A 26,590-nucleotide genomic window follows, 5' to 3' on the forward strand; every position below is an offset into this window, starting at 1 on the left:
AAGGAGTTACCGATGCAATTTCCGCTTGAAGGCGTGCGGGTCGTGGAACTGGCGCGTATCCTGGCCGGTCCGTGGGCCGGACAGACACTTGCCGACTTGGGAGCGACCGTCATCAAGGTGGAAAGCCCGGAGGGCGACGATACGCGCCGCTGGGGACCTCCCTTCATCACGGATGGGGATGATGTGGCTGCAGCCTATTTCCATAGCTGCAATCGTGGAAAACTGAGCATCACGGCGGATTTCAACTCGGCGGAAGACGTCGAAAAGCTCCGTGCGCTGATCGCGAACGCGGACGTCGTCATCGAGAACTTCAAGGTAGGCGGGTTGAAGAAGTTCGGTCTCGATTTCGAGAGTCTGAAAGCGATCAATCCGAAGCTGATCTATTGCTCGATTACCGGTTTTGGCCAAACCGGCCCCTATGCCGGGCGTGCAGGCTATGATTTCATCGTCCAGGGCATGGCGGGCATCATGGATTTGACCGGTGAGCCGGACCGGGAGCCGCAGAAAATCGGCGTGGCGTTCGGCGATATCTTCACCGGCCTCTATTCGGTCATCGCCATCCAGGCCGCTTTGATCCTCCGCAACAGTACGGGTGAGGGGCAGCATATCGATATGGCGCTGCTGGACAGCACGGTCGCCGTACTGGCCAACCAGGCGATGAATTTCCTGGCCTCGGCAAAGGCGCCGACGAGACTCGGCAATACGCATCCCAACATCGCGCCATACCAGCTGTTCCCGGTATCCGACGGCAGTATCATTATCGCCTGCGGAAACGACAATCAGTTCGCACGCCTATGCGATATCCTCCGGCTATCGGCTGTGGCGGCCGACCTGCGTTTCAAAACGAACGCCGACAGGGTGCGTCATCGCGCGGAACTGACATCGGTGATGGAAGCGCAGACGAAGCTTTTCAGACGGATGGATTTGTTAGCCGACCTGGCGCGCGTGGGCGTTCCCGCCGGGCCGATCAACACCGTCGAAGACGTCTTCGCGGACCCGCAGGTCGCCCATCGGCAGATGATGGTAGAGAATGAAGGGATACCGGGCATCCGGACGCCAATCATTTTCTCAGGGGCAGCGCTGACCTCGCATCGCAAATCGCCGAGGCTTGGCGAGCACAATGGCAAAGTGCAGTCGGACTGGTTTTCGACGGATTGATGCCGCGCGCGTGATATACAAAGCCGGAAGGCGGCCAACGAACCCCTTTGAGGTTAGTTCCGCCCTTTCGATGTTTTCGCCAGCATCTCGCTCAGCGTTGCCGCCGAGAGCATGGATTCGGCCAAAAGCTTCTTCAGCTTCTGGTTTTCCTCCTCCAGGGCTCTCAGCCTTCTGGCATGGAGGCCGACATTTCCGTGCTGCAGGGATTGCCACCGATAGAAGGTCGGCTCGCTGATGCCGTACCTGTGGCAAACATCTGCCACCGTCACCCCGGCCTGGTGCTCCTTCAGAATGCCCGTAATCTGATCGTCGTCGAATTTTCTCTTGCCCATCACCGCTTCAGTCCTCACGAAATGCTCTGTTGAAACTGTCGAGCAGTGGCCTGACAGCATAGAGCGCGACGCTGCTTTTGCCGGTTTCGATCAATGTCTGTACGGGCATGCCGGCCACCAGTTCGACATCCTTCATTTTCGCCAGCCGCTCGTCCGTCACGCGGATTGTCGCGGCAAAATAGGGCTGGCCGCTCTGCGTATCGGTGAGGCGATCGGCTGATACGTACTCGACCCGGCCTTTCAGCAGTGGAACGCGCCGCTGATTGTAGGGAAGAAGGTGAACCTGTGCCTCCAGCCCCGCATGGACGAGATTGATATCCTCCGGTCTGACATGGGCGGACACGATCAGGCGATCGGCGCGTGGCAGAAGATCGACGAGCGGTTCGCCCGCGCCGATCACCCCGCCTGATGTGTGGATGCGCAGGTTCATGATCGTGCCGTCTTCGGGCGCCCGGATATCGGTCCTCGAAAGCTGATCGTCGATCGCCCGCAAGCGCTCGCGCAATTGCATGATCTGGCTTTCCGCAGCGCGCATGCCCTGGGCGACTTCGCTCAGCCGGTCGCTCTCGAGCTTTGCGAGATCGGCCTGCGTCTCGCTGATCACCTGGTAGGCGCGAGAGATCTGTGCCTCGATTTGACCCTGCTGGCCATCGATGTCTGCCTTTTCCCGCTGGAGGTTGAGAAGCCTGCTCCTTGTTTCCAGTCCTTTGGCGTTGAGGGCGGTCACCTGCTCCAGTTCTTGGCTCGAGATGGCAGCTCTGTCGGCCAGTGCCGCCTTCTGCGCGCCAAGTCCGACGATTTCCTGCCGCACCTGCGCGATTTTTTCATCGGCGATCTGTATTTCCGCCTGCACGACCCGGCGACGGGCTTCGAAGATTTTCTGTTGCCCGATCACAATCGCGCTGACCGAAGGATATTTGTCGATTGCTGCCCTGAGATCCTGGGGATAGGCAACATGATCGCCACCCGTCTGCTCCGCAGACAGCCGAGCGCGGCTTCCTTCGGCATCCCAAAGCTGCCCTTGAATGCTGTCGCGCTCCGAGCGAAACTTCGTGTCTTCGAGCTCTATCACGATTTGCCCGGCCATCACCGCATCGCCGTTTCTGACGAGGATCCGCCGCACAATACCGCCTTCCAGATGCTGGATGGTCTTGCGGCTGAACTCCGGTTCGATAACGCCCGATGCGATCGCGGCACTTTTCAGCGGCGCCAGAACCGACCAGATTCCCAATCCGACGATGAAAACCAGGATCAGCAGGTTGCCCGTCCAGACAACGCCTCTGAGCCCCGGCATGGGCGAAGGCGGGGCGGGTCCGCGCCGTTTCTGTTCGATCACCGGCGCATAGGCGGTCTGCTGCCTGGCTGTCGAGCGTCGAGGGAACAGCTCGCCCATCCTTGACGAATTCGAAGATCTCGCCGGTGTGGCGTCCAGTGGAACAAGGGTCATGGCAGCGTCCCTCCTCCCTAGGTTCCTGTTCGAGACGGTGGTTGAAGATAAGTTTCATAAATCCGCTCGCTGTCGCCGAAGGCAGCCACTGTCCCGTTGCGCATGATGGCGATCTTGTTGGTGACCGGCAGGATCCCCATCCGGTGCGTGATGATAACCACGGTCATCCCCCGGGATCTCATGCGCTCGATGGCGGTAAACAGCATGCGTTCGCCGTCGTAATCCAGGCTCGAATTCGGATCGTCGAGAACGATCAGAGACGGATTTCCATAGGCTGCCCGTGCCAGTCCGAGCTGCTGGCGCTGAGCCCGAAGGAGCAGGCTTCCACCTTCGCCGATATCGGTCTCGTAGCCCCGCGGCAGCCGCATGATCGCCTCGTGCAATCCAACCAGCTTTGCGGCGTCGATCGCTTTGCCGGGATCTGCTCCATCCAGCCGGCCGATCACATCCTTGATTGCGCCGCCGAAGAGTTCGATGTCCTGCGGCAGGTATCCGACGTGGCCGGCCCCCCCGCAAAGGCGCAGAGCCGAGATGTCGACCCCACCGAGAAGCGCATATCCGCTCGTTGCCGGCACAACGCCTGCCATGACGCGACCCAGTGTCGATTTTCCCGATCCCGACGGACCGATGAGCGCGATGCAATCGCCAGGTGCCAGGCGCAATGTGATATCGCTCAATATCGGCCGATCGGCGAATGGCTTGATATAGCTGACATTGTCGAGAAGGAGGCCATTGGGTTCCGGCAGCGGCACGATGCGGTCATCGCGTTCCGATGCGACCGTTATCAGCATTCTGTTCAAGCGATTGAAGGCGTTGCGCGCAAAGGCAAAAGAGCGCCATGCCCCTATTGCGCCCTCGATAGGGGCAAGCCCGCGCCCGAGCAGCAGGCTTGAGACGAAGATGATCCCGGGACTGCCGCTGTTTGCGAGCACCAGCCATGTCGCCGATCCCATCATCAGGATCTGCGCCAGCGTGCGGATCGATTTGGAGCAACCTATTATGATCTCCGTGCGATGCATCGCGATGTCCTGGGCCCTTCTTGCCATTTCCGCATCGCGGTAGACGATCAGCGCTGCGCCGTCCTGCATGCCCATGGCCCGGATCACCTCGAGGTTTTTCAGCGCCGTCGCAAATCGCAGATAGCTCCTCGAAAGGGCAAGATTGGCTTGGGCAAGCGGCTCTCGCGTCGCCAGTTCCGTCAGCAGCGCAAACAGCAGCAGCGCAACTGCGCACAGAAGACCGATAGTCCCAAGCAGCGGGTGAACAAGAAAAAGCAGAAGCAGGAATACCGGCGCCCAGGGAACGTCAAAAAACAGCGAGCTGGCCGGTGAATCGAGGAACTGGCGCAAGGCGGCCAGGTCCCTGTAGCACTCCGTGGCGGCTCCCGTATCGGCGCGGGCGGCATATTCGAACGATGCGGTGAGCACCATGGGCCGGAGCCTGTGGTCCAGCCAGCTGCCGATGCGCGAAAGAGCTGCCCTGCGCACGATATCCAGTGTGGACCCGACCAACACGGCGGCGGCGATGATGATCGTCAGCATCACGAGCGTGTCGACACTTCGGCTCGACATGACCCTGTCATAGATCTGCAGAAGATAGAGGGAAGGCGCGAGAAGAAAGAGATTGTAGCCGCAGCTATAAAGGAAGACCAACCCGAAGGCTCCGGCGCAAGCCCGAAGCGCAACAACGAGCTGTGTCGGCGGCCGCGATGGCTTTATGGAAATCGTTGTCATTATCAGATCTCGCTGCTGCACTTGATACTGACAAAAGGAGGCTGCTTGCAGGTTCGGCAATTGAGGAGGGTCGCCGGCCGAAACCGGCGACCTTCAGGGCCTGAGGTCAGGAGCCGAGATGGTCGACGTCGATATGGCCGAAGGCGTTTATGAAGTGATCGAGGGAATTGTTCACCGTCGTCGTGTCGGGATTGGTGTGAACCAGAGCTGACGAGATGTCGCCGCCCAGAGCGTTATTCCCGTTGCCGCCGTTGCCGCCGACGCCTGCGAGGATGGTGGCATGCTGATCGGCTACGAGCTGGGTATATTGCGTGGCGGTCGTCGCCGCAGCCACCGAAGCCGTGTCATGGCCGCTCGTATTGCTTTGATCGCCGTTGGAGTGGGCGTTTCCTCCAGCGCCGCCGGCGCCGCTGGTCAGCGATGCCAGGAAGCCATTCTGAGCCTGGCTCAAGCCACCGGCTCCACCGCCGCCGGCGTCCCAATCTGCCGTCTGCCAAACGTGATCGCCGTTGTGCAGATGGGTGGATGCTCCGTCGACCGTTTGCACGGGCGAGATATAGGCAACCGGGTTGTAGTTGATGTTTCCATCATTGTGGCCATCACCGCCGTTGCCGGCATTGGCGTCACCTGCATCTGGGTGATTGAGGTGAATCGTGTCGGATATTTGTGGAATAGGCATTGATGTCACTCCTTCTACTTCGTTGCGTCTGATTTCGTTTGACGGCGTCCCCCTGCGGCGTGCGTCCAGCATGTCACCGCAGCCAATACAACCGCCAGGGAATATTGCCCGCGATTTAATCTGTGGCCTATCTAGATATTCGGAGACATTCCTTCGGATGTATACTTGCAGATGCCGAAGATTTATTTGGGCCGATGTTTGGTGATTTGGTGCAGGGCGGCATGGTCATGATCATGTCTGCGACCTCGTCGAAGCGACGCCAGCGCCTATCATCCAAAGGTTCCAACGCTCGCAAACGCGCAAAACCGGCGCTGCCGAGATGACCGCCAAATGGCTATGGAACTAGCCGACAGGATGTAGACGAATTGCAGGCTCTGCTTTTCCCACGTTCGGAGGCACAATGCCGGAACAATTCAGGCTGCATAGCGCCGCATGCTCGGTGGACGTGCGGTCGGCCGCGAATGGAGACGGCAATGGCGGAAACTCGGCCCTTATTGGAAGACCTGCCCAAGACGGGCACCGATCAACACCTCGCCTCCAATGTGGCCGCGGGGCATCTGGCACTGGTGCCGACCTGGCTTCCGTTGGATGTCGCTTCCGGTCCAAGTCACAATTCAGCCGGCAGCGGAGGTGACGGGATAAGCGAAGGCGTGATCAGCAGCAATGCGCTGGCCGTCTTCATGCCGTCCAATGCGGCTATTGCGGGACCTCATTCGGGTGCCGACGCCTTCCAGGGCAACGATGCGCTTATCAACCAGCATCCCACCGAAATGGCTGGGATCGGCGGGAATGGCGGAAGTGGCAATGTTGCCATCGGCAGCGGCGATGGTGGCGGTCATGCCGGCACCGGGGGCAACGGGGTCTTTTACGGCGGGCTCGTCAGCACCGAAGTCGCGCTGTTTGCCCCCGTGAATACTGCTGTGGCTGCAGGCCCCGGCGCGGAGGCTCACGCCGAACAATCGAACAACGCAATGTTCCTGCAGGGCGCAACTCAGATCGGCGGCATGGGCGGCTCTGGCGGAGACCATAACGTCGCGGGCCACGGCTCGCCGATGAGCGGGGGAACTGCACTGACATTGACCGGCGACTTTTATGCCGGCCACGGCGGCGATGGATATTTCGTCGGCAGCATGGTCGACGTGAGTATTGCCATCTTCTCGCCGATCAACATCGCCATCGGCGCCGCAGGCGGCTCGGCGGAGGCCCATCAGACAAACAATGTCATTTTCGATCAGGGCACTGTGCAGATCGCTGGCATCGGCGGCAATGGCGGTGGCTTCAACCTGTCGTCGGACACGATTTTTACCGGCAATCATGCCGGTGGCGGTGGCGGCGTCGGATCGTCAACCGGCAGCATGGTCGACGTCAATGTCGGCTATTTCCATCCCATCAATATTGCCGTTCCCGCCGGTGGAACGGCGGACGCTCAACAGATCGATCATGTTCTCTATGATCAGCACGCGCTTCAGCTGGCCGGCATCGCAGGCCACGGCGGAGAGGGTAACCTCACCGACGCCCATTCGGCGCTCGTCGATGACATTCTGAGTTTCATGCATAGCTAGAGCATGTCGCGCAAAAGTGTGCCGCGGTTTTCCCAGGCAAAGCGCGAAGCGCTTTTGCCGCAACGACATGCATGCGTAAAAACAAAGAGCTAAAGCGCAAGGAGCGAATCTGAAAGATCGCGACGCGCTTTAGAAGGATAGACTCCCCGCTCGTATTGCGCCGCTCAACTGCACGAGATTGTTCTTGGCGCCGTTTTTCAAAGCCATATGTTGATCGCTTCCTCCGCCCGGGTTTCGACAGAACTACCGACCCTTCCGCCATGACCTTATCGGCATTGTCGGCGCCCGCGCGGTGCTGCCAGGAGAAACGATGCCGGCTGGTATTAATGCGTCATTAGAGCGCAGTTTTCAGTAATCATAACGGGTAATAGGCGATCTCAGGCTTTTGTTGCCTTTCGCATTTGTCGTTTTGCTGTCGAGGTCTGCGACTGCTTTGAATTGAGATCGGGTGATAAAGCCGAGCCGATCGGCGGCTCGGTATATCCAACAGCTCTTTGCTGAATAGGTCTCTAGCGGATCGGTTGCATTTTCAGTGCTTTTGGAAGTTTTGTTGACCTGCTTGCCGTACGTGAATTCGGCGAAGAATGGAAAGTCTTCGGCAACAAGTCGAACCGACAGCTCATGATGAACAATCTTTTTGCCGTGTTCTGTGATCACAGTTATCTATCGATGAAATCTTATAGACTATAAGAATTATCATGAGAGATTCGACTATTGATAACGAGAATACACTCGCTTTTTATCATGACATGTCGCGAGAACTGGAATAGGATGAATAACTGTTGGGTTGCACATATTCTGGGGAGCACGCAAGTGTCCGACAGTGCTGGAATAAAGCGCCGGCGCAATGCACCAACTGTGATCATTATTGAGCATTCTACACTGGCGCGCACGACCGTGGTGAAGCTTCTTGAGCGTGAACTCGCCGGGTGGAACTTTATCGATTTGAGCTCGACCGAGAGTCTCGATCGAGCGCTCGGAGCCGAGGTGCGTTTGATCGCATTGGATCTGGCTGGCAGAGATGTCGAGAGCGCCAGCCTGCGTGATGATCTCGCCGCGATTGCTGCACGTTTTCCCGAGGTTCCTATCACGTTGCTCTCAGGTACGGATGACGCCATCATAGCTCGCCAGGCGCTCAAGATCGGCATCCGCGGATTTTTCTCGACGTCACTTCCCATCGACATTGCCCTTGCCGGTCTTCGTCTCGTTCTGGCAGGAGGAACATTTTTCCCACAGCTTTTGGGAGCTGCCGCAAACGGCTCAAACGAGCATAGTCCGGCCAGAAATGAGGCCGAAAAGAGCTTGGATGATAGGACACAGTACCTGGCGCTTGCCGACTTCACGCCCCGGGAGGCGGATGTCCTCGCGGAGTTGCAATCCGGCTGTTCAAACAAGGTCATTGCCGGAAAACTCAATTTGTCGGGGCATACGGTGAAGATGCATCTGCAACACATCATGCGCAAGCTGCAGGCGCAGAACCGCACTGAAGTGGTTGCCCGCCTGATTCAAAGAGCCGCCGGCGGCCCTGACGCCTCCCCGAGCTAGGCGCCTATTTGCTGTATCTGCGTGTCAGCAGAAGGCTCGGCAACGACGGCTTGATTTCGCCCTGCCTGCTTGGCGCGATAAAGCGCGCGATCGGCTTCGAGCAATAGCGCTTCCGGAGAGATATTCTGATCCGGCGCCGCCAGCGCAATGCCGACGCTGAGCGTCACATGCCCGAAAGGCGATCCCTCATGCGCCAGCTTGACGGTCGCCATCGCCGAACAGAGAGCCTGTCCGATGACGGGCGCGTTGCCGGCTGAGGCGATCCGCGCAATGATGGCGAACTCCTCGCCGCCATAACGGGCGACCAGATCCTGTTTGCTTCGCGTATTGCGTTCCAGCACCCCGGCGATTTCCTTCAGGCAGGCGTCTCCCGCCGGATGGCCGTATCGGTCGTTGTAGCCCTTGAACCAATCGGCATCCACCATGGCAAGCATCAGCAGGTCCCGACCTTGCCCAAGACCGGCGAGCTCGCTTGCGAGAACCTCGTCGAAGCGACGGCGGTTGGCGACGCCCGTCATCTCGTCCGTCTGGCTGATCGTCAGGAGCTTCTGATTGAGCCGCTCCAGCTCGGACGTTCGATCCCGGATCTTTCCCTCAAGCGCTTCATGGGCGGCGTGAACGCGCGCGGCCATCGACGCAAAATCGCGGGCAAGCTCGCCGATCTCGTCGTCGGAGTGTGTGGGCAGGGCGTCGTTGGCAACGGTAACGCCGGAACGGCCGACCAACTGCGTCGCGTGGATCAATCTCACCAGCGGTTCGGCGACCTGCTTTTGCAGGATCGAACGGAGGATGAAGAGTTCGACGAACAGAGTGAGCAGGCCAACGGCGATGACGATCCCGAGATTGGTGAGGATGGCGGGCCGCATCAGAGATTTCGGATAGTGGACGGCAAGCACCCAGGGCGTATCCGGGATGCGGCCGACGGCGGTAATTTCGCTGGTGCTGTCGATGAGCGATACCGAACCCGCTCCGATCGACTGGCTTGCCTTTAGCAAGGGCTGGTAGTCGGTGAGCGCCAGTGAGGAAATCGAGGCGGTGCCGGCGCTGGCCGTAATCGCATCGCTATATTTGCCGTCGAAGATCAGGGTCCCCTCGGCATCGGCCGTAAAGATCGTCGCCCGCGCGCCCGGCAGCGTCGGATTGGCGGTTCGTTTCATCAGATCGTCGAGCAGCACGTCGACACACGCCATGATGCGATGTTTGCCCGAAGCGTCAGGCGCATCGGGCGTCGCGATCGTTGTCATCCAGGCATTGTTGGATGGGTCCCAATAGATGCGCGTAAAGAAAGTATCGCTTTGAGGCCCGCCGAAGCCGCGGGAGAAAAATTCGAAGGTTTCGAGCTTCAGCGCATCCGGCCCTTCATATGTGAAAACCTTGGCGATGTCGGCAGCCTGATAGATCGGGAAGCCTTTTTCCGGAACCACGCCGTAGAAATTGAAGAGGCGGCCCTTGGCGGCAGAACCGAATTGGTAAGAGAGCAGGTACGACAGCGCAAACCGCGTCTTCACGTCCTCCTCAGGCGTCACGTCAGGCGCGTAGGTCGCCGACATGTCGGGAAATCTGCGCCCATCGGGCAAGGGTTCGCCTTCGAACAATCCCGGACGCTGGGTATAGGATCCATCCTCATGGCGATAGAAGATATCGTCGAAATCCCGGGCCAATGATTGCCGGGCTTCCGGTATCGCGTAGATCCTGTTGAATTCGGCGAGGAAATTCTTCTGAAGATCCGTCACTTCACGGAATGGTAGAGACTCGCGCTGCAAGGCCTGTTCGGTCGAAAGCGAGAGCTGCGACCGCACCGACTGCTCAAGCGCCGAATGATTGATGAAATAGGATACGCCGCCGGCGCAGGCGCAGACCAGAGCGATACGCAGCGCCGCCAGCCGTAAAGCCCGCGACGCAAGGGTGTGACGTGTTTTCCGGCTCACCTTCGGTCTGAAGACGATTTTCAACAATGCGCTCATGCCGGTGCCGCTCATTTCAGCGCTCCGGCCTGGATGATCGACAACCCGATTGCGTCGACCGCTCGCATGCCAATAACCAGCAGGCTGCTCGAGATCATGCATTTACCTCAGTCGTTGGAAGCAAGCCCGTCCGGCTGCCCCTCGAGAGCAGCATCAGGACGTCGTGCATTTATGGGCATCGGGGAAAGCGCCACAATTCATTCGTGGCGTGACGAGTTCGGCAGCGGCGCCGAAGCTCAGCGCATCGAGACATTGCTCGAAGGACTGGAGCCATTAAGGCGTGGCGAGAAGTTAACAAAGGATGCCGACGTCGAAACGCCGCCGAAGTTGCCTGCGCGATTCGGATAAACTTCGCAAAACGGATCAGACGGTTGCGCTGGCGGCCGCGCGGCGTGTCAGCCCTCGGGTGTTCGTTTCAGCTGGTCTCATATCGTGAAACCCACGTGGGAACCGCGAGTCCGGCCGTCCGTTACTCCTAAAGGAATGGAGGACATGGACATGCGCAAGAAAAAAGCCATCGTCGAGGCGGCGCTCGAGTCCGAGTACGAGCGCCACCCGCTGGGGATTATGAATACCGAGCAAGCGCTGGAGCTTGAGGATTCCGACGGTCTTGTGTTCAGTCATCCTGACAAAGAGGCCGGGGTGACGGATCATTTCGTCGATCAGGATCAGTTGCGCCGGTTGGTGCAGTAGATCCGGAAAAGACGCAGCGCTGCCGGCCTCAGGCAATCATATAGCCGCCGTCCACCGGCATCGATATCCCGTTCACCATCGCCGCCTCATCCGAGAGCAGGAACAGAACAACCTCGGCGACGTCTTCCGGCTCGGCGAAGCGGCCGACCGGAATGCGCTGTTTCATCCCGGCCGCCTTTTCGGGATCGCTCCATGCCTTCACCGCCATTGGCGTCAGCGTCACCGTCGGGTGGACGCCGTTTGCGCGGATGCTGTGCGGCCCAAGCTCCTTTGCCATGACCCGCGTCAAACCGTCCAATCCACCCTTCGAGGCACAATAGGCAGCGTGGTCGGGGATGCCGATGAAGGAGGCGACCGACGAGACGTTGACGATGGCGCCCTTGCGGCCCTCCTTGATCAGGAAACGGGCATATTCCTGCGCCACGATCATCGGCGCACGGGTGTTGACCGCGACAAGACGATCGAACGCTTCGACTGTCGTATCCAGGAACGGCTGCAATTCGGTGGTGCCGGCGCAGTTGACGAGGAAATCCGCGGGCAAAGCGGCGATCGCCGCCTTCCTCGTCGCCTCGGCGTCGGCGAGATCGACCTGGATGGCGCGGCAGCCCGGTTCCACTCGCAGCGCGTCGACGTCGGCGGCACTGCGGGTCAGAGCGACGACCTGCGCACCCCGTTCGACGAGCATGCGCGCAATTTCGCGTCCGATGCCTTTGCCGGCGCCGGTCACGATGACCGTCTTTCCATTAAAATCCATGGTCGCCTCCCCTTACAGTCTCTGGCCCGTTTCGCGATCGAAGATATGCGCACGCCGGGGATCGATGTGGAAGTACATCGTCCGTCCGGGCGCCACCTCGATGCGCTCGCGGATCAGCGCGTCGATCGGCACGCCTCCCGTGCGGCCGAAGATCAATGTCTCGGAGCCGGTGGGCTCGAACACCGATACCTCCACAGGAACGCCGTCCTCGCCGATCGTGATGTGCTCCGGCCGGATGCCGTAGGTGACGGCCCGTCCGTCATCCGCATTGGTGTTTTCAATGGGAAGGGCGACGCCCTGGTCGGTGACGACGACTTTCCTGCCGTCGCGTGACGCAACGCGACCCTGAAGGAAGTTCATCGATGGGCTGCCGATGAAGCCGGCGACGAAGAGGTTGACCGGGAAGTCGTAAAGATCGAGCGGCTTGCCGATCTGCTCGACCCTGCCGTCGCGCATCACCACGATCTTGCTCGCCATCGTCATCGCCTCGATCTGATCGTGGGTGACGTAGACGGTGGTGGTCTTCAGCCGCTGGTGAAGCTCCTTGATTTCGACACGCATGGTGACGCGAAGTTTGGCGTCCAGATTGGACAGCGGCTCGTCGAACAGGAAGACCTGCGGATCGCGGACGATGGCGCGGCCCATCGCCACGCGTTGACGCTGCCCGCCCGACAATTGCTTCGGATAGCGGTCGAGATAGCGCGTCAGGTCGAGGATCTCGGCCGCTCTGCCGACCTTTTCGTCGATCTCCGCCTTGGGGCGCCGGGCCATCTTCAGCGGAAAGCCCATGTTCTCGGCCACCGTCTTATGGGGGTAGAGCGCGTAGCTCTGGAAGACCATCGCGATGTCGCGCTCCTTCGGCGGAGCGTTGGTGACGACACGGCCGCCGATCCGAATGTCCCCGCCGCTGACGGTCTCGAGACCGGCAATCATCCGCAGCAGGGTGGATTTGCCGCATCCGGAAGGGCCGACCAGCACGACGAATTCGCCGTCGTCGATGTCGACGCTGACGCCATGCATCACCTGAAGCGCGCCATATCTCTTGGTGACGTCGCTAACCTGTACATTTGCCAATGTCGTTCCTCCCTAAAACAGCGCGGCTTGTGTGTTGACGGAAGCCATCGGCTCATCCCTTCCAGACGATATAGGTGCCGAGAACCGCCGAGATTGCCGCCGCGCACCATACGGAAAGCCCGTACGGCTCGATGAACCGCATCCAGAACAGCGAGAGCGCGACCCAGATCACCACCGAGATGAAGAGCCGGTCGAACCAGTTCGTTTCGATCGGCAGAAATCCCGGCTTGCGTGGGTTGTTTTCTGATGGAGAGGTCATGGCTTCACCCTTTCACCGCACCGAAAGTCAGGCCGGCCACGATGTGGCGCTGCACCACCGAAAAGACGATGAGCGCCGGAACCAATGTCAGCATCGAAATCGCGGCCATGATCCCCCAGGCCGTCCCCGTGGTCGTCACATATTCCGACAGGCCGGTGGTCAGGGTCCGCGCATTGAAGTTGGTGAGCGTCGCGGCCAGCAGGTATTCGTTCCACGCAAATACCCAGGTCAGGATCAGCGTCACCGCAAGCCCTGGCCGTGCCAGGGGAAAGATGATGTCATAGAGGACGGTCCATGGGCTTGCGCCATCCATATAGGCGGCTTCGTCCAACTCCTTCGGAATTCCTTCGACGGTCGGGCGTAGCGTCCAGATGGCGAAAGGAAGGTTGAAGGAACAGTAGACAAGGATCATGCCCAGCCGGGAATCGGCGAGCGAGAAGTCGCCGATTTTGTAGACCTGCGTCAGCAGCAGGAAAAGCGGCAGCAGGAAGACCGCCGGAGGCGCCATGCGGTTGGTGATCGTCCAGAAGAAGATGCTTTCCTTGCCGGCGAGGTCGAAGCGCGTCAGCGCGTAGCAGGCAAAAAAGCCGAGCGTCGTGACGAGCAGCGCATTGCCCGACGAAATGATCATCGAGTTGAGCATGTATCGGCGCAAGGTCGGATTGGTCAGCACATCCTGGTAGTTCTTCCAGAAGAAGCTGCGGAGAACGACGTCGGGCGTCGAGAACAGGTCGAAGGGCTGTTTCACCGATATGACGAACAGCCAGTAGATCGGGAAAAGCGTCGCGAGGCTGATCAGGATCCACAGCACGACCGGCAGCCAGGGGTTCTGCGTCTTCATCGCGTCAGCCTCTCTTCACACGGGGCGCAATCAGGCCGACATAGAGCAGCCAGCAGACGACGATGGTGAGGTAAAGGACGATGACCGAGATCGCCGAACCGTAGCCGTAGTTCGTCTTGGGGAAGACTTCCCTGAAAATATGGACGCCGATGTAGCGGGTCGATGAACCCGGGCCGCCGCCGGTCAGCATCAGGACCTCGTCGACGGTGCGCAGCGCATCCATCAGCCGGATGAACACCGTGGCGATGAGCGCCGGGCGGATCAGCGGAAGCGTGATGTGCCAGAAGATCTGACTCTTGCCCGCGCCATCGATCTGCGCCTGCTCGAACGGATCCGGCGGCAGCGAGACCAGGGCGGCGATCAGCGAAAGGGTGACGAGTGGCGTCCAGTGCCAGATGTCCATGATCACCGTGACGGTGAAGGCTGCGGCAGCACTCTGGCCGATATTCAGATCGTAGCCGAACCAACTCCTGAGAAGATAGGGAATGATGCCGATCGACGGTGTGGTCATCAGCTTCCACACGGAGCCGACGATGATCGGCGCCATGATCAGCGGCAGGGTGTGGATGGTGCGAAACACCGCTTTCCCTGGAAAATCCTTGAGCAGCGCCTGGGCGAGGACATAGCCGAGGACCAGCTCCGACACGACCGCGAAGAAGACGAATGCCAGGGTGATGCCGAGCGAGGCCAGGAACTGGGCGTCGAAGACGAGCCGCCGATAGTTGTCGGACCAGTTGAAGACCATGCCCGGATTGGCCGCGAACGGGTTCCATGCATGGAACGAGACCCAGAGGACGTAGATGAACGGAAAGATCCCGAACAGCCCGAGGATCACTATGGTCGGTGACAGCAACAGCCACCCGAGCTTCTGCGAATGCATCGCCTATCCCCCATTGAACCTGATGTCGACGTCCGCCCCACGCAGGAAGCGAAAGATGACGGGTCGTAGGACACGACCCGTCAGTCGGGGAGGATGTTTATTTGCGATAGCCGAGCGATGTCAGTTCTTCTTCGGCCTTGGCCGCCATCTGGTCGAGGCCTTCATCGGGGGCGATCTTGCCGGTCAGGATGTCGTAGAAGATCGGAGCGGTCGCTTCACGCACCTGCGCATGGAAGGGGTAGGGAGGAGCGCCGGCGAAGAGTTTGCCCTCGTCCTTCAGCATCGTGTAGAAGCCGCCGAGCTTGGTGTCCATCTCCTTCACCTTCGGATCGTCGAACGTTGCCTTGTTGGTGATGCGCGGCGCGGCGATGGCCCAGTCGGGCTGCACTTCGTTCTGGCCGATGAATTCGAGAAACAGCAGCGACGCTTCCTTGTTCTTCGACGTGACCGGCACGCCGAAGGCGCCGCCATCGTAGTAACCGATATAGCCCTTTCCGGCTTTCGCATCGTCCAGCACGCCCGGCTCGAGCGGCGGCAGTGCGAACCCGACCTGTCCCACAACCTTCGACTGCGCGGCATCGCTTGCAATCCACGCGGCATTCTCACCGTAGATCAGCCCCTGAGCGACGCGGCCGGCCGCGAAGGTTGTTGCCGTCTCCGTCCAGGTCGACTGCGTCGATTCCGGCGGAGCGATGTCGCGCAGGTGCAGCCAGTATTTCAACGCGGCCTTCGCCTTGTCGCCGTTCATCGTGCCGCCGTGTTCGACCGTCGCCGCATAATTGTTCTTGGCGTCGATGCCCCAATTATAGACGCCGAACGTCGGCACGATGGATTCGAAGAATTCGTACCAGGACGCCGGATGGCCCGTATGGGCCTGAGCGGTCGTACCCCAGAGCTCCAGGCCGTTGTCCTTGCCGTATTTGGTGAAGAACTCGGCGATCTCAGTGTATTCCTCGTGGGTGGTCGCTGGCTTCAGGTCCTTGCCGGCCTCCTTTTTGAAGGCCTCCTTGATCTTCGGATCGTCGAAGAGATCCTTGCGATAGAGATATGTCTTCAGGAAAGCTTCCATCGGCGTGCCGAAGAGATCGCCGTTGGCATCCTTGAAGTAGTCGGCGAAGCTGGTGAAGTTCGTATCGTCGTAGGTCGGCGCCTTCAGATCCGGCTGGTCCTTCAGCGTCTTGGTGATGTCAACGAGGAAATTCCTGGCGAGATAGGAATAGATGATGTCCTGCTCGATATAGACCATGTCGTAGATGCCGGTCTTGGCTTCCATGTCCTTGATGGCCTTGTCGTACATCTGATCCCAGGATGTCGTCTCGATTTCGACCTTGATGCCGGTCTTCTTTTCGAATTCCGGCGCGAGCACGTTCTTGATGTAGTTCGATGGCGGGGTGCTTTCGGTGACGCCGTGCAGCGTCACGCCCTTGTATTTAGCCCCGGCGTCAGACCAGAAATCAGCCCGGGCCGGCGAAGCAGTCGTGGCGAGGCCGAGCGTCAGCGCAAGCGCGCTCGCCTTCAAAGCATAGTGCATTTCCAATCCTCCCAGATAGCAGCGAGATTATTTCGCCGGTGCTTGTGTAGGCCAAAAAAGCCAACAGCGCAATATTTGTTGTCTAAACATGCAAATCTATCGTCTATCCCATTGAATTTTGCGAGAACTAATCTCGTCAAAGGGAGTGGTAGCAATGGTAGTCGAGTTAAAATGCTGCAATGCAAGGAAAGTTTGCGAGGCAGCAAAAAGCCGTTCCAAAAATTATTTGTTGTGTTGCCGAACTAAATGACATAGCACTGTCCATAATCACGGGAATATCGCGGAGGAAAACCTATGCGTCGATTGGGTATCCATTCATTTGTATGGACAGGCGGCCAAACGCAGGAAGGGCTGGAGATGGCCCTCAACAAGACCGCCGAACACGGATATCGCACCATCGAATTTGCCTATCTGCGCCCCGAGAAATTCAATCTCGATCGGCTGGCAAGGCTGGCCCAGTCTCTGGATGTGGAAATCGGCGTGACCATGGGTCTGCCGCTCGACAAGGACGTATCGAGCGAGGACGCTGCAGCGGTGAACGCGGGAAGGCAGACGCTGGCCGATGCCGTTCGTGCGGTCCGCGATATCGGCGGCAACAAGCTCGGCGGGATTCTTTATTCCGCGCACACCAAGTACAATCGTCAGCCGACGAAGAAGGGCTGGGACAACAGCGTCGCCGCGATCGCCGCGACCGGCGAGGTCGCCAGGCAGGCGAATGTCGATCTCGTGCTGGAGGTGGTCAACCGGTTCGAGACGAACCTGCTGAACACCACGGCCCAGGGGCTCAAGTTCATCTCCGAGACGGGATCGGCGCATGTTCGTCTCCATCTCGATACGTTCCACATGAATATCGAAGAAGCCAATCCGGCCGCCGCCATCCGTCTTGCCGGCGACAAGATCGGTTACTTCCACATAGGCGAAAGCAATCGCGGCTATCTCGGCGACGGCGTCATCGACTTCGATCTGATCTTCGACGCCCTGCTCGACATCGGCTACGACAGAGACATTGTGTTCGAAAGCTTCTCGACGACGGTCGTCGATGAAGGCCTGTCGCTCGCCTGCGCGATCTGGCGTGATACCTGGGAGGATAATGATCCGCTTGCCGCCCACGCAAAGCGCTACATCGAGCTGAAATATGACGAGGCCAAGCGTCGCCGCGCCACAAACGCGCGGCCCTGATTATCCTTCTGACAGCCTGTTCCAGTCGTGTAAGGGTGGGCGGCTTGAAGGGAATTGAAATATGAACGACACCGTCTCCATCGGAAGTTCGCCGCGCAGGATCCGGCAGAACAATATCGTCGCCGCCTTGCAGACGATCTACGCCCACCGAAGCCTCAGCCGGGCCGATCTCGCTCGCAAGCTCGGTATGAACCGCTCATCCTCGGGGGAGATCGTCGGCGAACTGACGGAAGGCGGGTTCGTCCGGGAGTCGGAGGAGAGCGGCAAGCCGCGCCTGGAACATTCCCGTGCCGGCCGTCCCGGCATCATGCTCGAACTGGTTCCCGACGCCGCCTTCTTCGTCGGCATCGAGATTGGCGTCGAGCACATATCGGCAGCCGTCGTCGATCTCTCCGCCGACGTTCGGGCGTGCCGGAAAATGGCGTTCGACACGCCCTCTTCGACGGTGCAGGAGGCGGTGGCGCAGGGTATCGAGCTCATCATCGGCGCGATGGCGAAAAGCATGATCGAAAGGTGCAAGGGTCTCGGCATATCGACGCCGGCCCACATCCGGCCGGATGGATTCGTCACCCTGGCGCCGCTCATCGGCTGGCGGGACGTGCCGTTGAAGGAGATCGGCCGATCCGCCTTCCCCGCCGCCGTCCCGATCGCAGTCGAAAACGACGCCAACGCCTTTGCGATCGGCGACAGCTATCGCCACGGTGCCGCAGGGGTGACCCTGTTCCTGCTGATGGAAACGGGCGTCGGCGGCGGCATCATGATCGATGGCAAGCTGTTTCGCGGCGGCCACGGCCTGGCGGGAGAAATCGGCCACACGCTGGTGCCGGGAAGCGGCGGCCAGAAGTTCGAGCAGCTGATCGGCCGCGAGGTGCTGATCAGGCAATATCGTGAGGCCGTCGGGCGCGAGGACGCTGATCTGCAGGACTTCCTTGGCGACGTTCGCGATCGTGTCCCGGCCGCGGTCAATATCGCCGAAACCTGGTCGCGCCATCTCGCCTATGCACTGCTGCAGGCCTGTCGCCTGCTCGACCCGGACAGGATCGTGCTGGGCGGCTCGGTGGCATCCCTCTATCCGATGGTGGCCGCCCGCGTGGCGGTCCACATGTCGGAAGGCCAGAACATCGCTTTCCCCACGCCGGAGATCGTCGTGGACGATGATGCGGAGTTCGGCTCCGCCTTCGGGGCCGCATGCATGCTGCACCAGCGCTTTCTGTCGCTTGAGAACGAGGAGTTCGGCAGCGAGGACGGTGCGCCGGTCCAATCGGCACTGAGTTAAAGACAACAGGGATCGAAAGCAGGATTGCACATGGCATCAATACTGGCTCCGGACGCGCTTGGTCCCACGGTTTGCGTCGGGGAGATCCTCGTCGAGATCGTCGCAACGACGGTTGGAGACGGATTCCGCGAAGCCCAGCCGCTGGTCGGTCCGTTTGCGAGCGGCGCGCCGGCGATCTTCATTTCGCAATGCGGACGGCTCGGCGGTCAGGCCGCGATGGTGGGCGCCGTCGGCGATGACGATTTCGGCCGGGTCAATACCGATCGCCTCAAACGCGACGGCGTCGATATCTCGGCGATCTCGATCGATCCCGACTATCCCTCGGGAAGCGCTTTCGTTCGCTACCGGAAGGATGGCTCCAGAGATTTCGTCTACAACATCGCCACCTCGGCAGCCGCGCGCTTCGGCTGGTCCCAAGTGGTCAGCGATCTGATCGATCGGAGCGGACATCTTCACGTGATGGGCTCCGCTCTGTCGGTCCCGAGTGCCCGCGCGGTGATCGACAAGGCGGTCGACATCGTCAAGGCGCGCGGGGGAACGCTTTCGGTCGATCCGAACATCCGCAAGGAATTGAAGCTCGACGAGGATACCGAGCGCCGCTTTGCCAGGCTTGTCGCCGCCGCCGATCTGCTTCTGCCTTCCGGAGAGGAGCTTGAGCGTGCCGCAGGTGTCGAAGGCGAAGCGGCAGCGATCCGCCGCCTGTTCGAGCTTGGCGTCAAGGAGATCGTGCTGAAGCGCGGAGCCGACGGCGCAACCTACTTCGCCCACCAGGGAGACCGCATCGACGCCCCGGCATTTCTAGTTCAGGAGGTCGATCCCACGGGCGCCGGCGACTGCTTCGGCGGCGCCTATCTCACCTGCCGGCGGCTCGGAATGTCTCCCCAGCAGGCGCTGACCTATGCGTCGGCCGCCGGCGCCCGCAACGTGATGGTGCTGGGCCCGATGGAAGGTGCCGGCACCCGTGCGGAACTCGATGCGTTTATCGCTGCAACGGAAAGGCGGTCGTGATGCGGGTGCATCTCAACGAACTGGCCGGGCTGAGGATCGAAGGCCACCCCAGAGGCGTCACCTCCGTATGCTCCGCCCATCCGGTCGTGCTGCGTGCCGCGCTCCGGCACGGGCGGCAACAGCAAAGCACAGTGCTGATCGAGGCGACCTGCAACCAGGTCAATCACCTCGGCGGCTATACCCGGATGACGCCGAGCGATTTTGCGTCCCTCGTCATGACGATCGCGGAGGAGGAGGGGTGCCCTGAAAAACTCATCGTTCTCGGCGGCGACCATCTCGGCCCCAATCCCTGGCGGGACCGCCCGGCGGAAGAGGCCATGGCCGAGGCGGAGAAAATGGTTGCCGCCTATGTCGATGCCGGATTCCGCAAGATTCACCTCGACGCCTCGATGGGCTGCAAGGGCGAGCCGATGGCGCTCGACGACGAAACCACCGCCCATCGCGCCGCCCGGCTTGCCGCAGTCGCCGAGGCTTCGGCCGGGAAGACCGGTGGCGCAATGCCGGTTTACGTCATCGGCACCGAAGTGCCGCCGCCGGGCGGGGCCGATCATGCCCTGACAACGATCGAACCGACGGCTGCCGCGGCGGCGCTGAAGACGATCGAAGTCCACCGCCGGATCTTCGCGGAGGCCGGACTCGGGCAAGCGTTTGGCCGGGCGATCGGCCTGGTCGTTCAGCCGGGTGTCGAGTTCGGTAATCACAACGTCATTCTGTACGACAGCAGCAAGATAGAGGCGCTGCAATCGGTGCTCGGCGAGGAGCCGCAATTCGTGTTCGAGGCCCACTCGACGGATTATCAGGGCACCGGGCCGTTGGCCGCGTTGGTGAAGGACGGGTTTCCGATTCTGAAAGTCGGTCCCGAACTGACCTTTGTCCTGCGCGAGGCCCTCTATGCGCTTGATGCGATCGCTTCGGACCTCCTGCCCGACTACGGCCAGCGTCCGCTCTATGCGGCGATGGAAGCGCTGATGCTCGATCAGCCGGGCAATTGGCGCCGCCACTACCACGGCACAGAGGCCGAGATGCGTTGGCTGCGGCATTACTCGCTCTCCGACCGCATCCGTTACTACTGGGCGTCGGCTGAAGCGCAAGGCGCCGTCCGGCGCCTGTACGAGGCCCTTCGGGGGCAATCCGTTCCGCTGCCATTGCTTTGGCAGCATATGCCGGCCGCGCAGCACTTCGCAGACGCGCCGCTCGATCCGGAAGAGGTTCTGATCTGGAGAGTGACGAAGAGCCTCGCCGACTATCACGCCGCCTGCGGCGTCGGGAAGAATTGAGCAATCGAGATCAAGATAGGAGGAGAAAACGATGACGGAATTGAATGGGAAGATCGCGGCGGTCACGGGTGCGGCCTCAGGCATAGGATTGGCCTCGACCGAGGCAATGCTCGCCGCCGGCGCAACGGTGGTGCTGGTGGATCGGGATGAAAAGGCGCTCGAGGCTGTCTGCGGCCGGCTCGGCGAGCGCGCCATTCCGCTGGTGATCGACCTGCTGAACCCGAACGAGTGCGCCGGATTGCTCGAGGGCGTCCTGTCGAAGACGGGCAGGCTCGATATCCTGCATGCCAATGCCGGCACCTATATCGGCGGCGACCTTGTTGAAACCAACCTCGACACGATCGATCGGATGCTCAATCTCAATGTGAATGTCGTCATCAAGAACGTTCACAATGTCATTCCGCACATGATCGAACGCGGCACCGGCGACATCGTCGTCACAAGCTCCGTCGCCGGGCATTCGGCAATCCCATGGGAGCCGGTCTATTCGTCGTCGAAATGGGCGATGACCTGCTTCGTCCAGACGATGCGGCGCCAGCTTCTGAAAAACGGCATTCGTGTCGGCTCGGTATCTCCAGGGCCGGTGATCAGCGCTCTGCTCGCGGACTGGCCGGAGGAAAACCTTCGCAAGGCCAAGGAGGCTGGGGCTTTGATCGAGCCCAAGGAGGTCGCCGATGCGATCATCTTCATGCTGACCCGGCCGCGCAACGTCACCATCCGCGATATCGTGGTGCTTCCCAGCGCATTCGACATCTGAAGGAGCCTGATATGAGTTACCTGCAGAAATTTCGCCTCGACGGCGAGCGTGCGGTGGTCACCGGCGGAGGGCGCGCGATCGGGCTCTGCTGTACCGAGGCGCTGGCGGAGGCGGGTGCTGCCGTTGTCGTCATCGAACGCGCCGAGGCCGACGCCCGGCAAGCGCTCGCGTTGCGCGACAAGGGCTACGACGTCGACATCCGGCTCGGCGACGTCACCGACGCGGCCCGTATGGAGGCGATTGCCGCCGAGCTTGCCGACGCCGGCCGGCCGGCGACGATCCTCGTCAACAATGCCGGGATTGGCCAGAGCGGCATCCCGGCGGAGGATCTCGGCGACGCCGATTGGCTGCGCATGATGGACGTCAATCTCAACGGCGTCTTCTGGTGCTCGCGCGCTTTCGGCCGTCACATGGTCTCGATGAAACACGGCACCATCGTCAATCTCGGTTCGATGTCGGGGCACATCTGCAACCGGCCGCAACCGCAGACGGCCTACAACGTCTCGAAGGCGGCGGTCCACCACCTCACGCGCTCGCTGGCTGCCGAATGGGCGCAGCACGGCATCAGGGTAAACGCCGTTGCGCCCACCTACATCGAGACACCGATGGTGGTGGCCGTCGAAGCCAATCGCGAGCGGATTCCGCTCTGGCTCGCCGACACGCCGATGGGACGGATGGGAACGCCGGAGGAGGTTGCAAGCGCGGTCCTCTTCCTCGCATCGGGCGCCGCCAGCCTGATGACCGGAGCGATCGTCAATGTCGATGCAGGGTTCACCTGCTGGTAGTTCTTGGGGAATAATGAATATGGAAACGTTACCACATTTTCTTGACTCGTAATTCCGCGCCGTCTATTCGAATATGGAAACGTTACCACATCTGGGAGGAGCCTGATGAAATCCGCACGGTTGAACCGACTTTTCGGCGTGTCCGGAAATTGTTTTGACGTTGCCATCGATCACGGCATGTTCAATGAGCGGACCTTCCTCGCCGGCATCGAGAATATGAAGACCGCCATCGAGGTGATCGCCGAGGCTGGCCCGGATGCCATTCAGCTTCCGCCGGGCACCGCGCCCATTCTGCAGGCCATTCCCGGCAAACAACGCCCGGCCCTGGTGCTGCGCACCGACATCGCCAATATCTACGGCAATCCCCTGCCGTCTCGATTGTTTTCCGAAATGATCGACAGGGCGGTGGAACAGGGCGTTGCACTGGATGCCGCCTGCGTCGTCGTCAATCTTCTGATGCTGCCGGACCAGCCGGACGTCTATCGGGCCTGCGTGCGCAACGTGAACAGCCTGAAGCGCCAATGCGAGATCTATGGCATGCCGCTGATGGTCGAGCCGCTCGTCATGCAGGACAATTCCAAGGGCGCCTATATGGTCGATGGTGCGATCGACAAGATCCTGCCGCTCGTGCGCCAGGCGGCCGAACTCGGGGCCGACATCATCAAGGCCGACCCATGCGACAATGTCGAGGAATATCACCGCGTGGTCGAGATCGCCCAGGGCCTGCCGGTGCTGGTGCGCGGCGGCGGCCGCGTTTCCGATCAGGAAATCCTGTCCCGCACCAAGCAGTTGATGGAGCAGGGCGCCCGTGGCATCGTCTATGGCCGCAACGTCATCCAGCATCACAATCCCGGCGGCATGACGCGGGCCTTGATGGCGATCGTCCATGACAAGGCTTCCGTCGAGCAGGCCTCTCTGCATATTGGCTGACGCGCGTCTGGGAGGGACATGTCATGACGAAAACATTCCGCTTCGGCGTCATCGGCTGCGGTCTGATGGGGCGCGAGTTCGCCAGTGCTGCGGCGCGCTGGCTGCATCTGGCCGATGTGAAGGCGCGGCCGGAAATTGTCGCCGTCTGCGATACCAACGCGACGCTGCTCGACTGGTTCAGGGATCATGTGCCGACCGTTCGCCAGTTCACCGCCGACTATAAGGAGCTTCTGGCCAATCCCGAGGTCGATGCGGTCTATTGTGCCGTGCCGCATGTGCTGCACCAGCAATTCTATATCGACGTCATAAGGGCCGGAAAGCATCTTCTCGGCGAAAAGCCCTTCGGCATGGACGCCGCTCAGAACCGGGAGATCATGGCGGCTCTTGCCGAGCACCCCGAACTGCTGGTCCGCTGCTCGTCGGAAATGCCGTTCTTTCCCGGCGCCCAAAAGGTCATCGCGCTGGCGAAAAGCGGCGACATGGGGGAGATCCTCGAGGTCGAGGCGGGTTTCCTGCACTCTTCGGACATCGACCGGCAAAAGCCGATCAACTGGAAGCGCATGGCCGAGATCAACGGCGACTATGGCTGCATGGGCGATCTCGGCATGCATGTGCTGCATGTGCCCCTGCGTCTCGGCTGGCGCCCGGCCACCCTGCATGCACAACTGGTCAAGAAAGTCACCGAACGTCCCGACGGCAAGGGCGGCATGCTGCCTTGCACCACCTGGGACAATGCCACGATCAGCAGCCGCGTACGCACCGGCGATCAGGATTTCCCGATGGTGCTGAAGACCTGGCGCATCGCGCCCGGCGAATCCAACAGCTGGTACATCCGCGTTCTCGGCATGAAGAAAAGCGCATTCTTCAGCACGAAGTCGCCGCGTCAGTGGCAGTGGATGGATTACAATGGCGGCGCACAGGCTTGGAGCACCGAGGATCTCGGCTACGGCTCGCTGTTTCCCGCCATCACCGGCAAGATCTTCGAATTCGGTTTTGCCGACGCCATACAGCAGATGTGGGCGGCCTTCGTCGACGAGCTTGCCGGAGGCGATGCGAACGGCTTCGGCTGCGCGACGCCGGCGGAAGCGCAGGCGCATCATGCGGTGCTGACGGCAGCCCTCAAATCCGGTCGCGAGGACGTCGTGGTGCCGGTGGAGTATGCCGGGGCGGAGCGCTGATGCAGCGCTCGGAGATCAATGCCGCGTTGCAGCGGGCAAACGCGACCCTCGATCGTTGGCACTGGTCCCTGCCGGCTTGGGGCTATTGGACGGCGGCGGACTTTGCCACTCATCCCCAGGAATCGGCCTATCTGCGCGCCCATCAACTCGGGTGGGATGTCACCGATTTCGGCTCGAACCGATTTGCCGAGTGCGGCCTCGTGCTGTTTTGCCTGCGCAATGGCATCGTGGGTGTCGAGGGTGAACGGACCTATGCCGAAAAGCTGCTCTTCGTCGGGGAAGGGCAGGTCACGCCGACACACCGGCACGCGGCCAAGATGGAAGACATCATCAATCGCGCCGGCGGCGATCTCGTCATCGAATTCGCCGCAACCGATGCCGAGGGCAATGTGTCGAAGGATGATGTGACGGTTCCGGTCGACGGCCTGCCGCGCCGGCTCGCCGCATGGGAGCCGCTGGTCCTCGAGCCCGGCCGAAGCGTCACGATCCGCACCGGGCTTTACCACCGCTTCTACGGCAGGCAAGGCGGCGGACCTGTCCTTGTCGGCGAGGTCAGCCAGGTCAACGACGACAACAGCGATAACTTCTTTCTGGAGCCGATCGGCCGCTTTGCCGCGATCGAGGAAGACGAGCCGCCGCTCAGGCCCTTGTGGAACGAAGGAGGCCTTTGATGCGAACCGGGGAGGAGGTTCACCATCAGGGCGGTCTGAAGCAGGGCGGTATCGTTTGCGCCGGAAACTTCATTGTCGATCGCGTCCACACCCTGTCCTATTGGCCCGAACAGGGCAATCTCGCCCATATCCTGCATCAGGATCTCGGCGTCGGGGGCGGGGCTGCCAATGTCGTCACCGATCTCGCCTCGCTTGGATTTCCCGGAAAGCTGGCGGCGGCGGGATGCATTGGCGCCGATCCGGACGGAGAGATCGTCAAGGCCAGGCTTGCGGCGGCCGGCGTCGATATCGGCGGTCTCACCGCGCTTGCCGACCGGGTGACGGCGCATACGCATGTGATGAATGTGCCCGGTCAGAACCGGACCTTCTTCTATCATGGCGGCGCCAACGATGCCGTCACGGACAAACGCATCTCACCCGCGGCCTTCGCCGAGGCCGGCTATCGGCTGTTCTATCTCGGTTATCTCATGCTGTTGCCGGGTCTCGACCGAATAGGCCCCGACGGTCGGTCGGGAGCCTCGCGCCTGCTCGAAGCCGCTCGCTGCGCGGGGCTGACGACCTGCGTGGATTTCGTCTCGAGCGAAGATCCGGAATTTGCGGCCAAGGTGGGTGTCGCTCTGCCCTTCTGCGATTTCCTGATCATCAACGAAATGGAGGCCGGCCGGGCAACCGGCCTTGTCGTTCGCGATGCGAAGGGAGATTTGATCGAGTCGGGGCTTTTGAAGGCCGGCGAGCGACTGCTGGCCGCAGGCGTCACCAGGGGAGCGGTCATCCACGCGCCGGAGATATGCTTCTGGTTCGCGCCTGGCGCTGCCCCGATCACGACGCGTTCACGACCCGTCGATGCCGATGACATCGTCAGCACGGTCGGCGCCGGAGACGCCTTCTGTGCCGCCGTGCTTTACGGCCTGCATGAAAACTGGCCGGTCGAGCATATCTGCACCGTCGCCCATGCTGCGGCTGCGTATTGCCTGACGGGCGCGACGGCCACCGACGGCATTCCCGACATGTCTATCCTCCTCCGGGAGGCGAAGGAGACGAACCCCGCCTAGCCGATGCCAGGCAGTCAAAAGGGAG

General features: G+C 60.9%; 27 protein-coding genes. 15 read left to right on the forward strand and 12 right to left on the reverse strand.

The features are described from left to right. Positions 1-12 precede the first annotated feature (12 nt). Positions 13-1,158, forward strand: coding sequence for a CaiB/BaiF CoA transferase family protein (locus BBJ66_RS03670; protein ID WP_071085111.1), 1,146 nt, complete (start codon positions 13-15; stop codon positions 1,156-1,158). 53 nt (positions 1,159-1,211) lie between these two features. Here the strand turns inward: BBJ66_RS03670 and BBJ66_RS03675 are convergent, their stop codons facing one another. The 4 genes from BBJ66_RS03675 to BBJ66_RS03690 form a co-directional block, all read right to left on the reverse strand. After that, entirely contained in the window at positions 1,212-1,490 is a 279-nt protein-coding gene (locus BBJ66_RS03675) for a transposase (RefSeq protein WP_049733154.1), read from the reverse strand. A gap of 7 nt (positions 1,491-1,497) precedes the next feature. Next, on the reverse strand, positions 1,498-2,937 hold the full coding sequence (locus tag BBJ66_RS03680) for an HlyD family type I secretion periplasmic adaptor subunit (RefSeq protein WP_071085114.1): 1,440 nt from the start codon (positions 2,935-2,937) through the stop codon (positions 1,498-1,500). Positions 2,938-2,954: 17 nt separating this feature from the next. Then, positions 2,955-4,670, reverse strand: a complete 1,716-nt coding sequence (locus BBJ66_RS03685; protein ID WP_071085116.1) for a type I secretion system permease/ATPase — start codon at positions 4,668-4,670, stop codon at positions 2,955-2,957. 106 nt (positions 4,671-4,776) lie between these two features. Next, positions 4,777-5,349, reverse strand: a complete 573-nt coding sequence (locus tag BBJ66_RS03690; protein WP_049733151.1) for a hypothetical protein — start codon at positions 5,347-5,349, stop codon at positions 4,777-4,779. Between the two features lie 473 nt (positions 5,350-5,822). On the opposite strand from BBJ66_RS03690, the gene BBJ66_RS03695 reads away from it, so the two are divergent. Further along, the gene (locus BBJ66_RS03695; RefSeq protein WP_049733150.1) at positions 5,823-6,911 is read left to right on the forward strand and encodes a hypothetical protein; all 1,089 of its coding nucleotides are present in this window, start codon (positions 5,823-5,825) and stop codon (positions 6,909-6,911) included. A 348-nt stretch (positions 6,912-7,259) separates the two neighbouring features. Here BBJ66_RS03695 and BBJ66_RS03700 read toward each other — a convergent pair whose 3' ends face one another. Then, the gene (locus BBJ66_RS03700; RefSeq protein ID WP_071085118.1) at positions 7,260-7,568 is read right to left on the reverse strand and encodes a hypothetical protein; all 309 of its coding nucleotides are present in this window, start codon (positions 7,566-7,568) and stop codon (positions 7,260-7,262) included. A gap of 114 nt (positions 7,569-7,682) precedes the next feature. Here BBJ66_RS03700 and BBJ66_RS03705 point away from each other — a divergent pair, with 114 nt between their 5' ends. After that, positions 7,683-8,456 (forward strand): response regulator transcription factor, encoded by a 774-nt coding sequence (locus BBJ66_RS03705; protein WP_049733149.1) that lies wholly within the window; start codon positions 7,683-7,685, stop codon positions 8,454-8,456. Here BBJ66_RS03705 and BBJ66_RS03710 read toward each other — a convergent pair. Further along, a complete protein-coding gene (locus BBJ66_RS03710; RefSeq protein WP_071085120.1) occupies positions 8,453-10,435 on the reverse strand; it encodes a diguanylate cyclase in 1,983 nt (660 codons plus the stop codon). The two genes, BBJ66_RS03705 and BBJ66_RS03710, sit on opposite strands and share 4 nt — an antisense overlap. An 18-nt stretch (positions 10,436-10,453) precedes the next feature. Here BBJ66_RS03710 and BBJ66_RS34525 point away from each other — a divergent pair, with 18 nt between their 5' ends. Then, a complete protein-coding gene (locus BBJ66_RS34525) occupies positions 10,454-10,768 on the forward strand; it encodes a hypothetical protein (protein ID WP_128146112.1) in 315 nt (104 codons plus the stop codon). 144 nt (positions 10,769-10,912) lie between these two features. Further along, complete coding sequence (locus BBJ66_RS03715) at positions 10,913-11,113, forward strand: hypothetical protein (protein WP_190238016.1); 201 nt, start codon at positions 10,913-10,915, stop codon at positions 11,111-11,113. A 28-nt stretch (positions 11,114-11,141) separates the two neighbouring features. Here BBJ66_RS03715 and BBJ66_RS03720 read toward each other — a convergent pair whose 3' ends face one another. From BBJ66_RS03720 to BBJ66_RS03745, 6 genes are all read right to left on the reverse strand, one after another. Then, positions 11,142-11,867, reverse strand: coding sequence for an SDR family oxidoreductase (locus BBJ66_RS03720; protein WP_071085122.1), 726 nt, complete (start codon positions 11,865-11,867; stop codon positions 11,142-11,144). 12 nt (positions 11,868-11,879) lie between these two features. Then, positions 11,880-12,941, reverse strand: coding sequence for an ABC transporter ATP-binding protein (locus BBJ66_RS03725; protein WP_071085124.1), 1,062 nt, complete (start codon positions 12,939-12,941; stop codon positions 11,880-11,882). 52 nt (positions 12,942-12,993) lie between these two features. Continuing rightward, a complete protein-coding gene (locus BBJ66_RS03730; protein ID WP_071085126.1) occupies positions 12,994-13,200 on the reverse strand; it encodes a DUF2160 family membrane protein in 207 nt (68 codons plus the stop codon). Positions 13,201-13,204: 4 nt separating this feature from the next. Then, positions 13,205-14,041, reverse strand: a complete 837-nt coding sequence (locus BBJ66_RS03735) for a carbohydrate ABC transporter permease (RefSeq protein WP_049733144.1) — start codon at positions 14,039-14,041, stop codon at positions 13,205-13,207. A gap of 4 nt (positions 14,042-14,045) precedes the next feature. Next, on the reverse strand, positions 14,046-14,921 hold the full coding sequence (locus BBJ66_RS03740) for a carbohydrate ABC transporter permease (RefSeq protein WP_071085128.1): 876 nt from the start codon (positions 14,919-14,921) through the stop codon (positions 14,046-14,048). A 97-nt stretch (positions 14,922-15,018) separates the two neighbouring features. Further along, on the reverse strand, positions 15,019-16,452 hold the full coding sequence (locus BBJ66_RS03745; protein ID WP_049733142.1) for an extracellular solute-binding protein: 1,434 nt from the start codon (positions 16,450-16,452) through the stop codon (positions 15,019-15,021). A gap of 294 nt (positions 16,453-16,746) precedes the next feature. On the opposite strand from BBJ66_RS03745, the gene BBJ66_RS03750 reads away from it, so the two are divergent. The 10 genes from BBJ66_RS03750 (at position 16,747) to BBJ66_RS03795 (ending at position 26,565) form a co-directional block, all read left to right on the forward strand. Continuing rightward, entirely contained in the window at positions 16,747-17,631 is an 885-nt protein-coding gene (locus BBJ66_RS03750) for a sugar phosphate isomerase/epimerase family protein (protein WP_049733141.1), read from the forward strand. A 61-nt stretch (positions 17,632-17,692) separates the two neighbouring features. After that, a complete protein-coding gene (locus BBJ66_RS03755) occupies positions 17,693-18,907 on the forward strand; it encodes an ROK family transcriptional regulator (protein ID WP_049733140.1) in 1,215 nt (404 codons plus the stop codon). Positions 18,908-18,937: 30 nt separating this feature from the next. Further along, positions 18,938-19,915: a tagatose kinase gene (locus BBJ66_RS03760; protein ID WP_071085130.1), complete on the forward strand. Its 978-nt coding sequence runs from the start codon at positions 18,938-18,940 to the stop codon at positions 19,913-19,915. Next, positions 19,915-21,192: a D-tagatose-bisphosphate aldolase, class II, non-catalytic subunit gene (locus BBJ66_RS03765; RefSeq protein ID WP_071085132.1), complete on the forward strand. Its 1,278-nt coding sequence runs from the start codon at positions 19,915-19,917 to the stop codon at positions 21,190-21,192. Before BBJ66_RS03760 ends, BBJ66_RS03765 begins: the two co-directional genes overlap by 1 nt. A gap of 31 nt (positions 21,193-21,223) precedes the next feature. Further along, positions 21,224-21,949, forward strand: coding sequence for an SDR family oxidoreductase (locus BBJ66_RS03770; protein ID WP_071085134.1), 726 nt, complete (start codon positions 21,224-21,226; stop codon positions 21,947-21,949). Positions 21,950-21,960: 11 nt separating this feature from the next. Further along, complete coding sequence (locus BBJ66_RS03775; protein ID WP_071085136.1) at positions 21,961-22,734, forward strand: SDR family NAD(P)-dependent oxidoreductase; 774 nt, start codon at positions 21,961-21,963, stop codon at positions 22,732-22,734. A gap of 105 nt (positions 22,735-22,839) precedes the next feature. After that, a complete protein-coding gene (locus BBJ66_RS03780; protein WP_049733135.1) occupies positions 22,840-23,664 on the forward strand; it encodes a class I fructose-bisphosphate aldolase in 825 nt (274 codons plus the stop codon). 23 nt (positions 23,665-23,687) lie between these two features. After that, positions 23,688-24,842: a Gfo/Idh/MocA family protein gene (locus tag BBJ66_RS03785; RefSeq protein WP_071085138.1), complete on the forward strand. Its 1,155-nt coding sequence runs from the start codon at positions 23,688-23,690 to the stop codon at positions 24,840-24,842. Beyond that, positions 24,842-25,513 carry a D-lyxose/D-mannose family sugar isomerase gene (locus BBJ66_RS03790; RefSeq protein ID WP_071085140.1) on the forward strand — a complete coding sequence of 224 codons (672 nt, stop codon included), beginning with the start codon at positions 24,842-24,844 and terminating at the stop codon, positions 25,511-25,513. The genes BBJ66_RS03785 and BBJ66_RS03790 overlap by 1 nt, the downstream gene beginning before the upstream one ends. Next, positions 25,513-26,565, forward strand: a complete 1,053-nt coding sequence (locus BBJ66_RS03795) for a carbohydrate kinase family protein (protein ID WP_071085142.1) — start codon at positions 25,513-25,515, stop codon at positions 26,563-26,565. The genes BBJ66_RS03790 and BBJ66_RS03795 overlap by 1 nt, the downstream gene beginning before the upstream one ends. Positions 26,566-26,590: the final 25 nt, after the last annotated feature.

The sequence above is a fragment of the Rhizobium sp. RSm-3 genome, assembly GCF_001854685.1.
GTDB classification, from domain to species: domain Bacteria; phylum Pseudomonadota; class Alphaproteobacteria; order Rhizobiales; family Rhizobiaceae; genus Rhizobium; species Rhizobium ecuadorense.

Excerpts from the sequence above, each read along its gene's own strand:
- BBJ66_RS03695 (WP_049733150.1), top strand. The coding sequence starts at position 5,823 with ATGGCGGAAACTCGGCCCTTATTGGAAGACCTGCCCAAGACGGGCACC.
- BBJ66_RS03705 (WP_049733149.1), top strand. The coding sequence starts at position 7,683 with ATGAATAACTGTTGGGTTGCACATATTCTGGGGAGCACGCAAGTGTCC.
- BBJ66_RS03685 (WP_071085116.1), bottom strand. The coding sequence starts at position 4,670 with ATGACAACGATTTCCATAAAGCCATCGCGGCCGCCGACACAGCTCGTT.
- BBJ66_RS03755 (WP_049733140.1), top strand. The coding sequence starts at position 17,693 with ATGAACGACACCGTCTCCATCGGAAGTTCGCCGCGCAGGATCCGGCAG.
- BBJ66_RS03760 (WP_071085130.1), top strand. The coding sequence starts at position 18,938 with ATGGCATCAATACTGGCTCCGGACGCGCTTGGTCCCACGGTTTGCGTC.
- BBJ66_RS03710 (WP_071085120.1), bottom strand. The coding sequence starts at position 10,435 with ATGAGCGGCACCGGCATGAGCGCATTGTTGAAAATCGTCTTCAGACCG.
- BBJ66_RS03770 (WP_071085134.1), top strand. The coding sequence starts at position 21,224 with ATGACGGAATTGAATGGGAAGATCGCGGCGGTCACGGGTGCGGCCTCA.
- BBJ66_RS03715 (WP_190238016.1), top strand. The coding sequence starts at position 10,913 with ATGGACATGCGCAAGAAAAAAGCCATCGTCGAGGCGGCGCTCGAGTCC.
- BBJ66_RS03690 (WP_049733151.1), bottom strand. The coding sequence starts at position 5,349 with ATGCCTATTCCACAAATATCCGACACGATTCACCTCAATCACCCAGAT.
- BBJ66_RS03790 (WP_071085140.1), top strand. The coding sequence starts at position 24,842 with ATGCAGCGCTCGGAGATCAATGCCGCGTTGCAGCGGGCAAACGCGACC.
- BBJ66_RS03795 (WP_071085142.1), top strand. The coding sequence starts at position 25,513 with ATGCGAACCGGGGAGGAGGTTCACCATCAGGGCGGTCTGAAGCAGGGC.
- BBJ66_RS34525 (WP_128146112.1), top strand. The coding sequence starts at position 10,454 with ATGATCGACAACCCGATTGCGTCGACCGCTCGCATGCCAATAACCAGC.
- BBJ66_RS03775 (WP_071085136.1), top strand. The coding sequence starts at position 21,961 with ATGAGTTACCTGCAGAAATTTCGCCTCGACGGCGAGCGTGCGGTGGTC.
- BBJ66_RS03670 (WP_071085111.1), top strand. The coding sequence starts at position 13 with ATGCAATTTCCGCTTGAAGGCGTGCGGGTCGTGGAACTGGCGCGTATC.
- BBJ66_RS03680 (WP_071085114.1), bottom strand. The coding sequence starts at position 2,937 with ATGACCCTTGTTCCACTGGACGCCACACCGGCGAGATCTTCGAATTCG.
- BBJ66_RS03780 (WP_049733135.1), top strand. The coding sequence starts at position 22,840 with ATGAAATCCGCACGGTTGAACCGACTTTTCGGCGTGTCCGGAAATTGT.
- BBJ66_RS03740 (WP_071085128.1), bottom strand. The coding sequence starts at position 14,921 with ATGCATTCGCAGAAGCTCGGGTGGCTGTTGCTGTCACCGACCATAGTG.
- BBJ66_RS03730 (WP_071085126.1), bottom strand. The coding sequence starts at position 13,200 with ATGACCTCTCCATCAGAAAACAACCCACGCAAGCCGGGATTTCTGCCG.
- BBJ66_RS03745 (WP_049733142.1), bottom strand. The coding sequence starts at position 16,452 with ATGCACTATGCTTTGAAGGCGAGCGCGCTTGCGCTGACGCTCGGCCTC.
- BBJ66_RS03750 (WP_049733141.1), top strand. The coding sequence starts at position 16,747 with ATGCGTCGATTGGGTATCCATTCATTTGTATGGACAGGCGGCCAAACG.
- BBJ66_RS03735 (WP_049733144.1), bottom strand. The coding sequence starts at position 14,041 with ATGAAGACGCAGAACCCCTGGCTGCCGGTCGTGCTGTGGATCCTGATC.
- BBJ66_RS03785 (WP_071085138.1), top strand. The coding sequence starts at position 23,688 with ATGACGAAAACATTCCGCTTCGGCGTCATCGGCTGCGGTCTGATGGGG.
- BBJ66_RS03675 (WP_049733154.1), bottom strand. The coding sequence starts at position 1,490 with ATGGGCAAGAGAAAATTCGACGACGATCAGATTACGGGCATTCTGAAG.
- BBJ66_RS03720 (WP_071085122.1), bottom strand. The coding sequence starts at position 11,867 with ATGGATTTTAATGGAAAGACGGTCATCGTGACCGGCGCCGGCAAAGGC.
- BBJ66_RS03765 (WP_071085132.1), top strand. The coding sequence starts at position 19,915 with ATGCGGGTGCATCTCAACGAACTGGCCGGGCTGAGGATCGAAGGCCAC.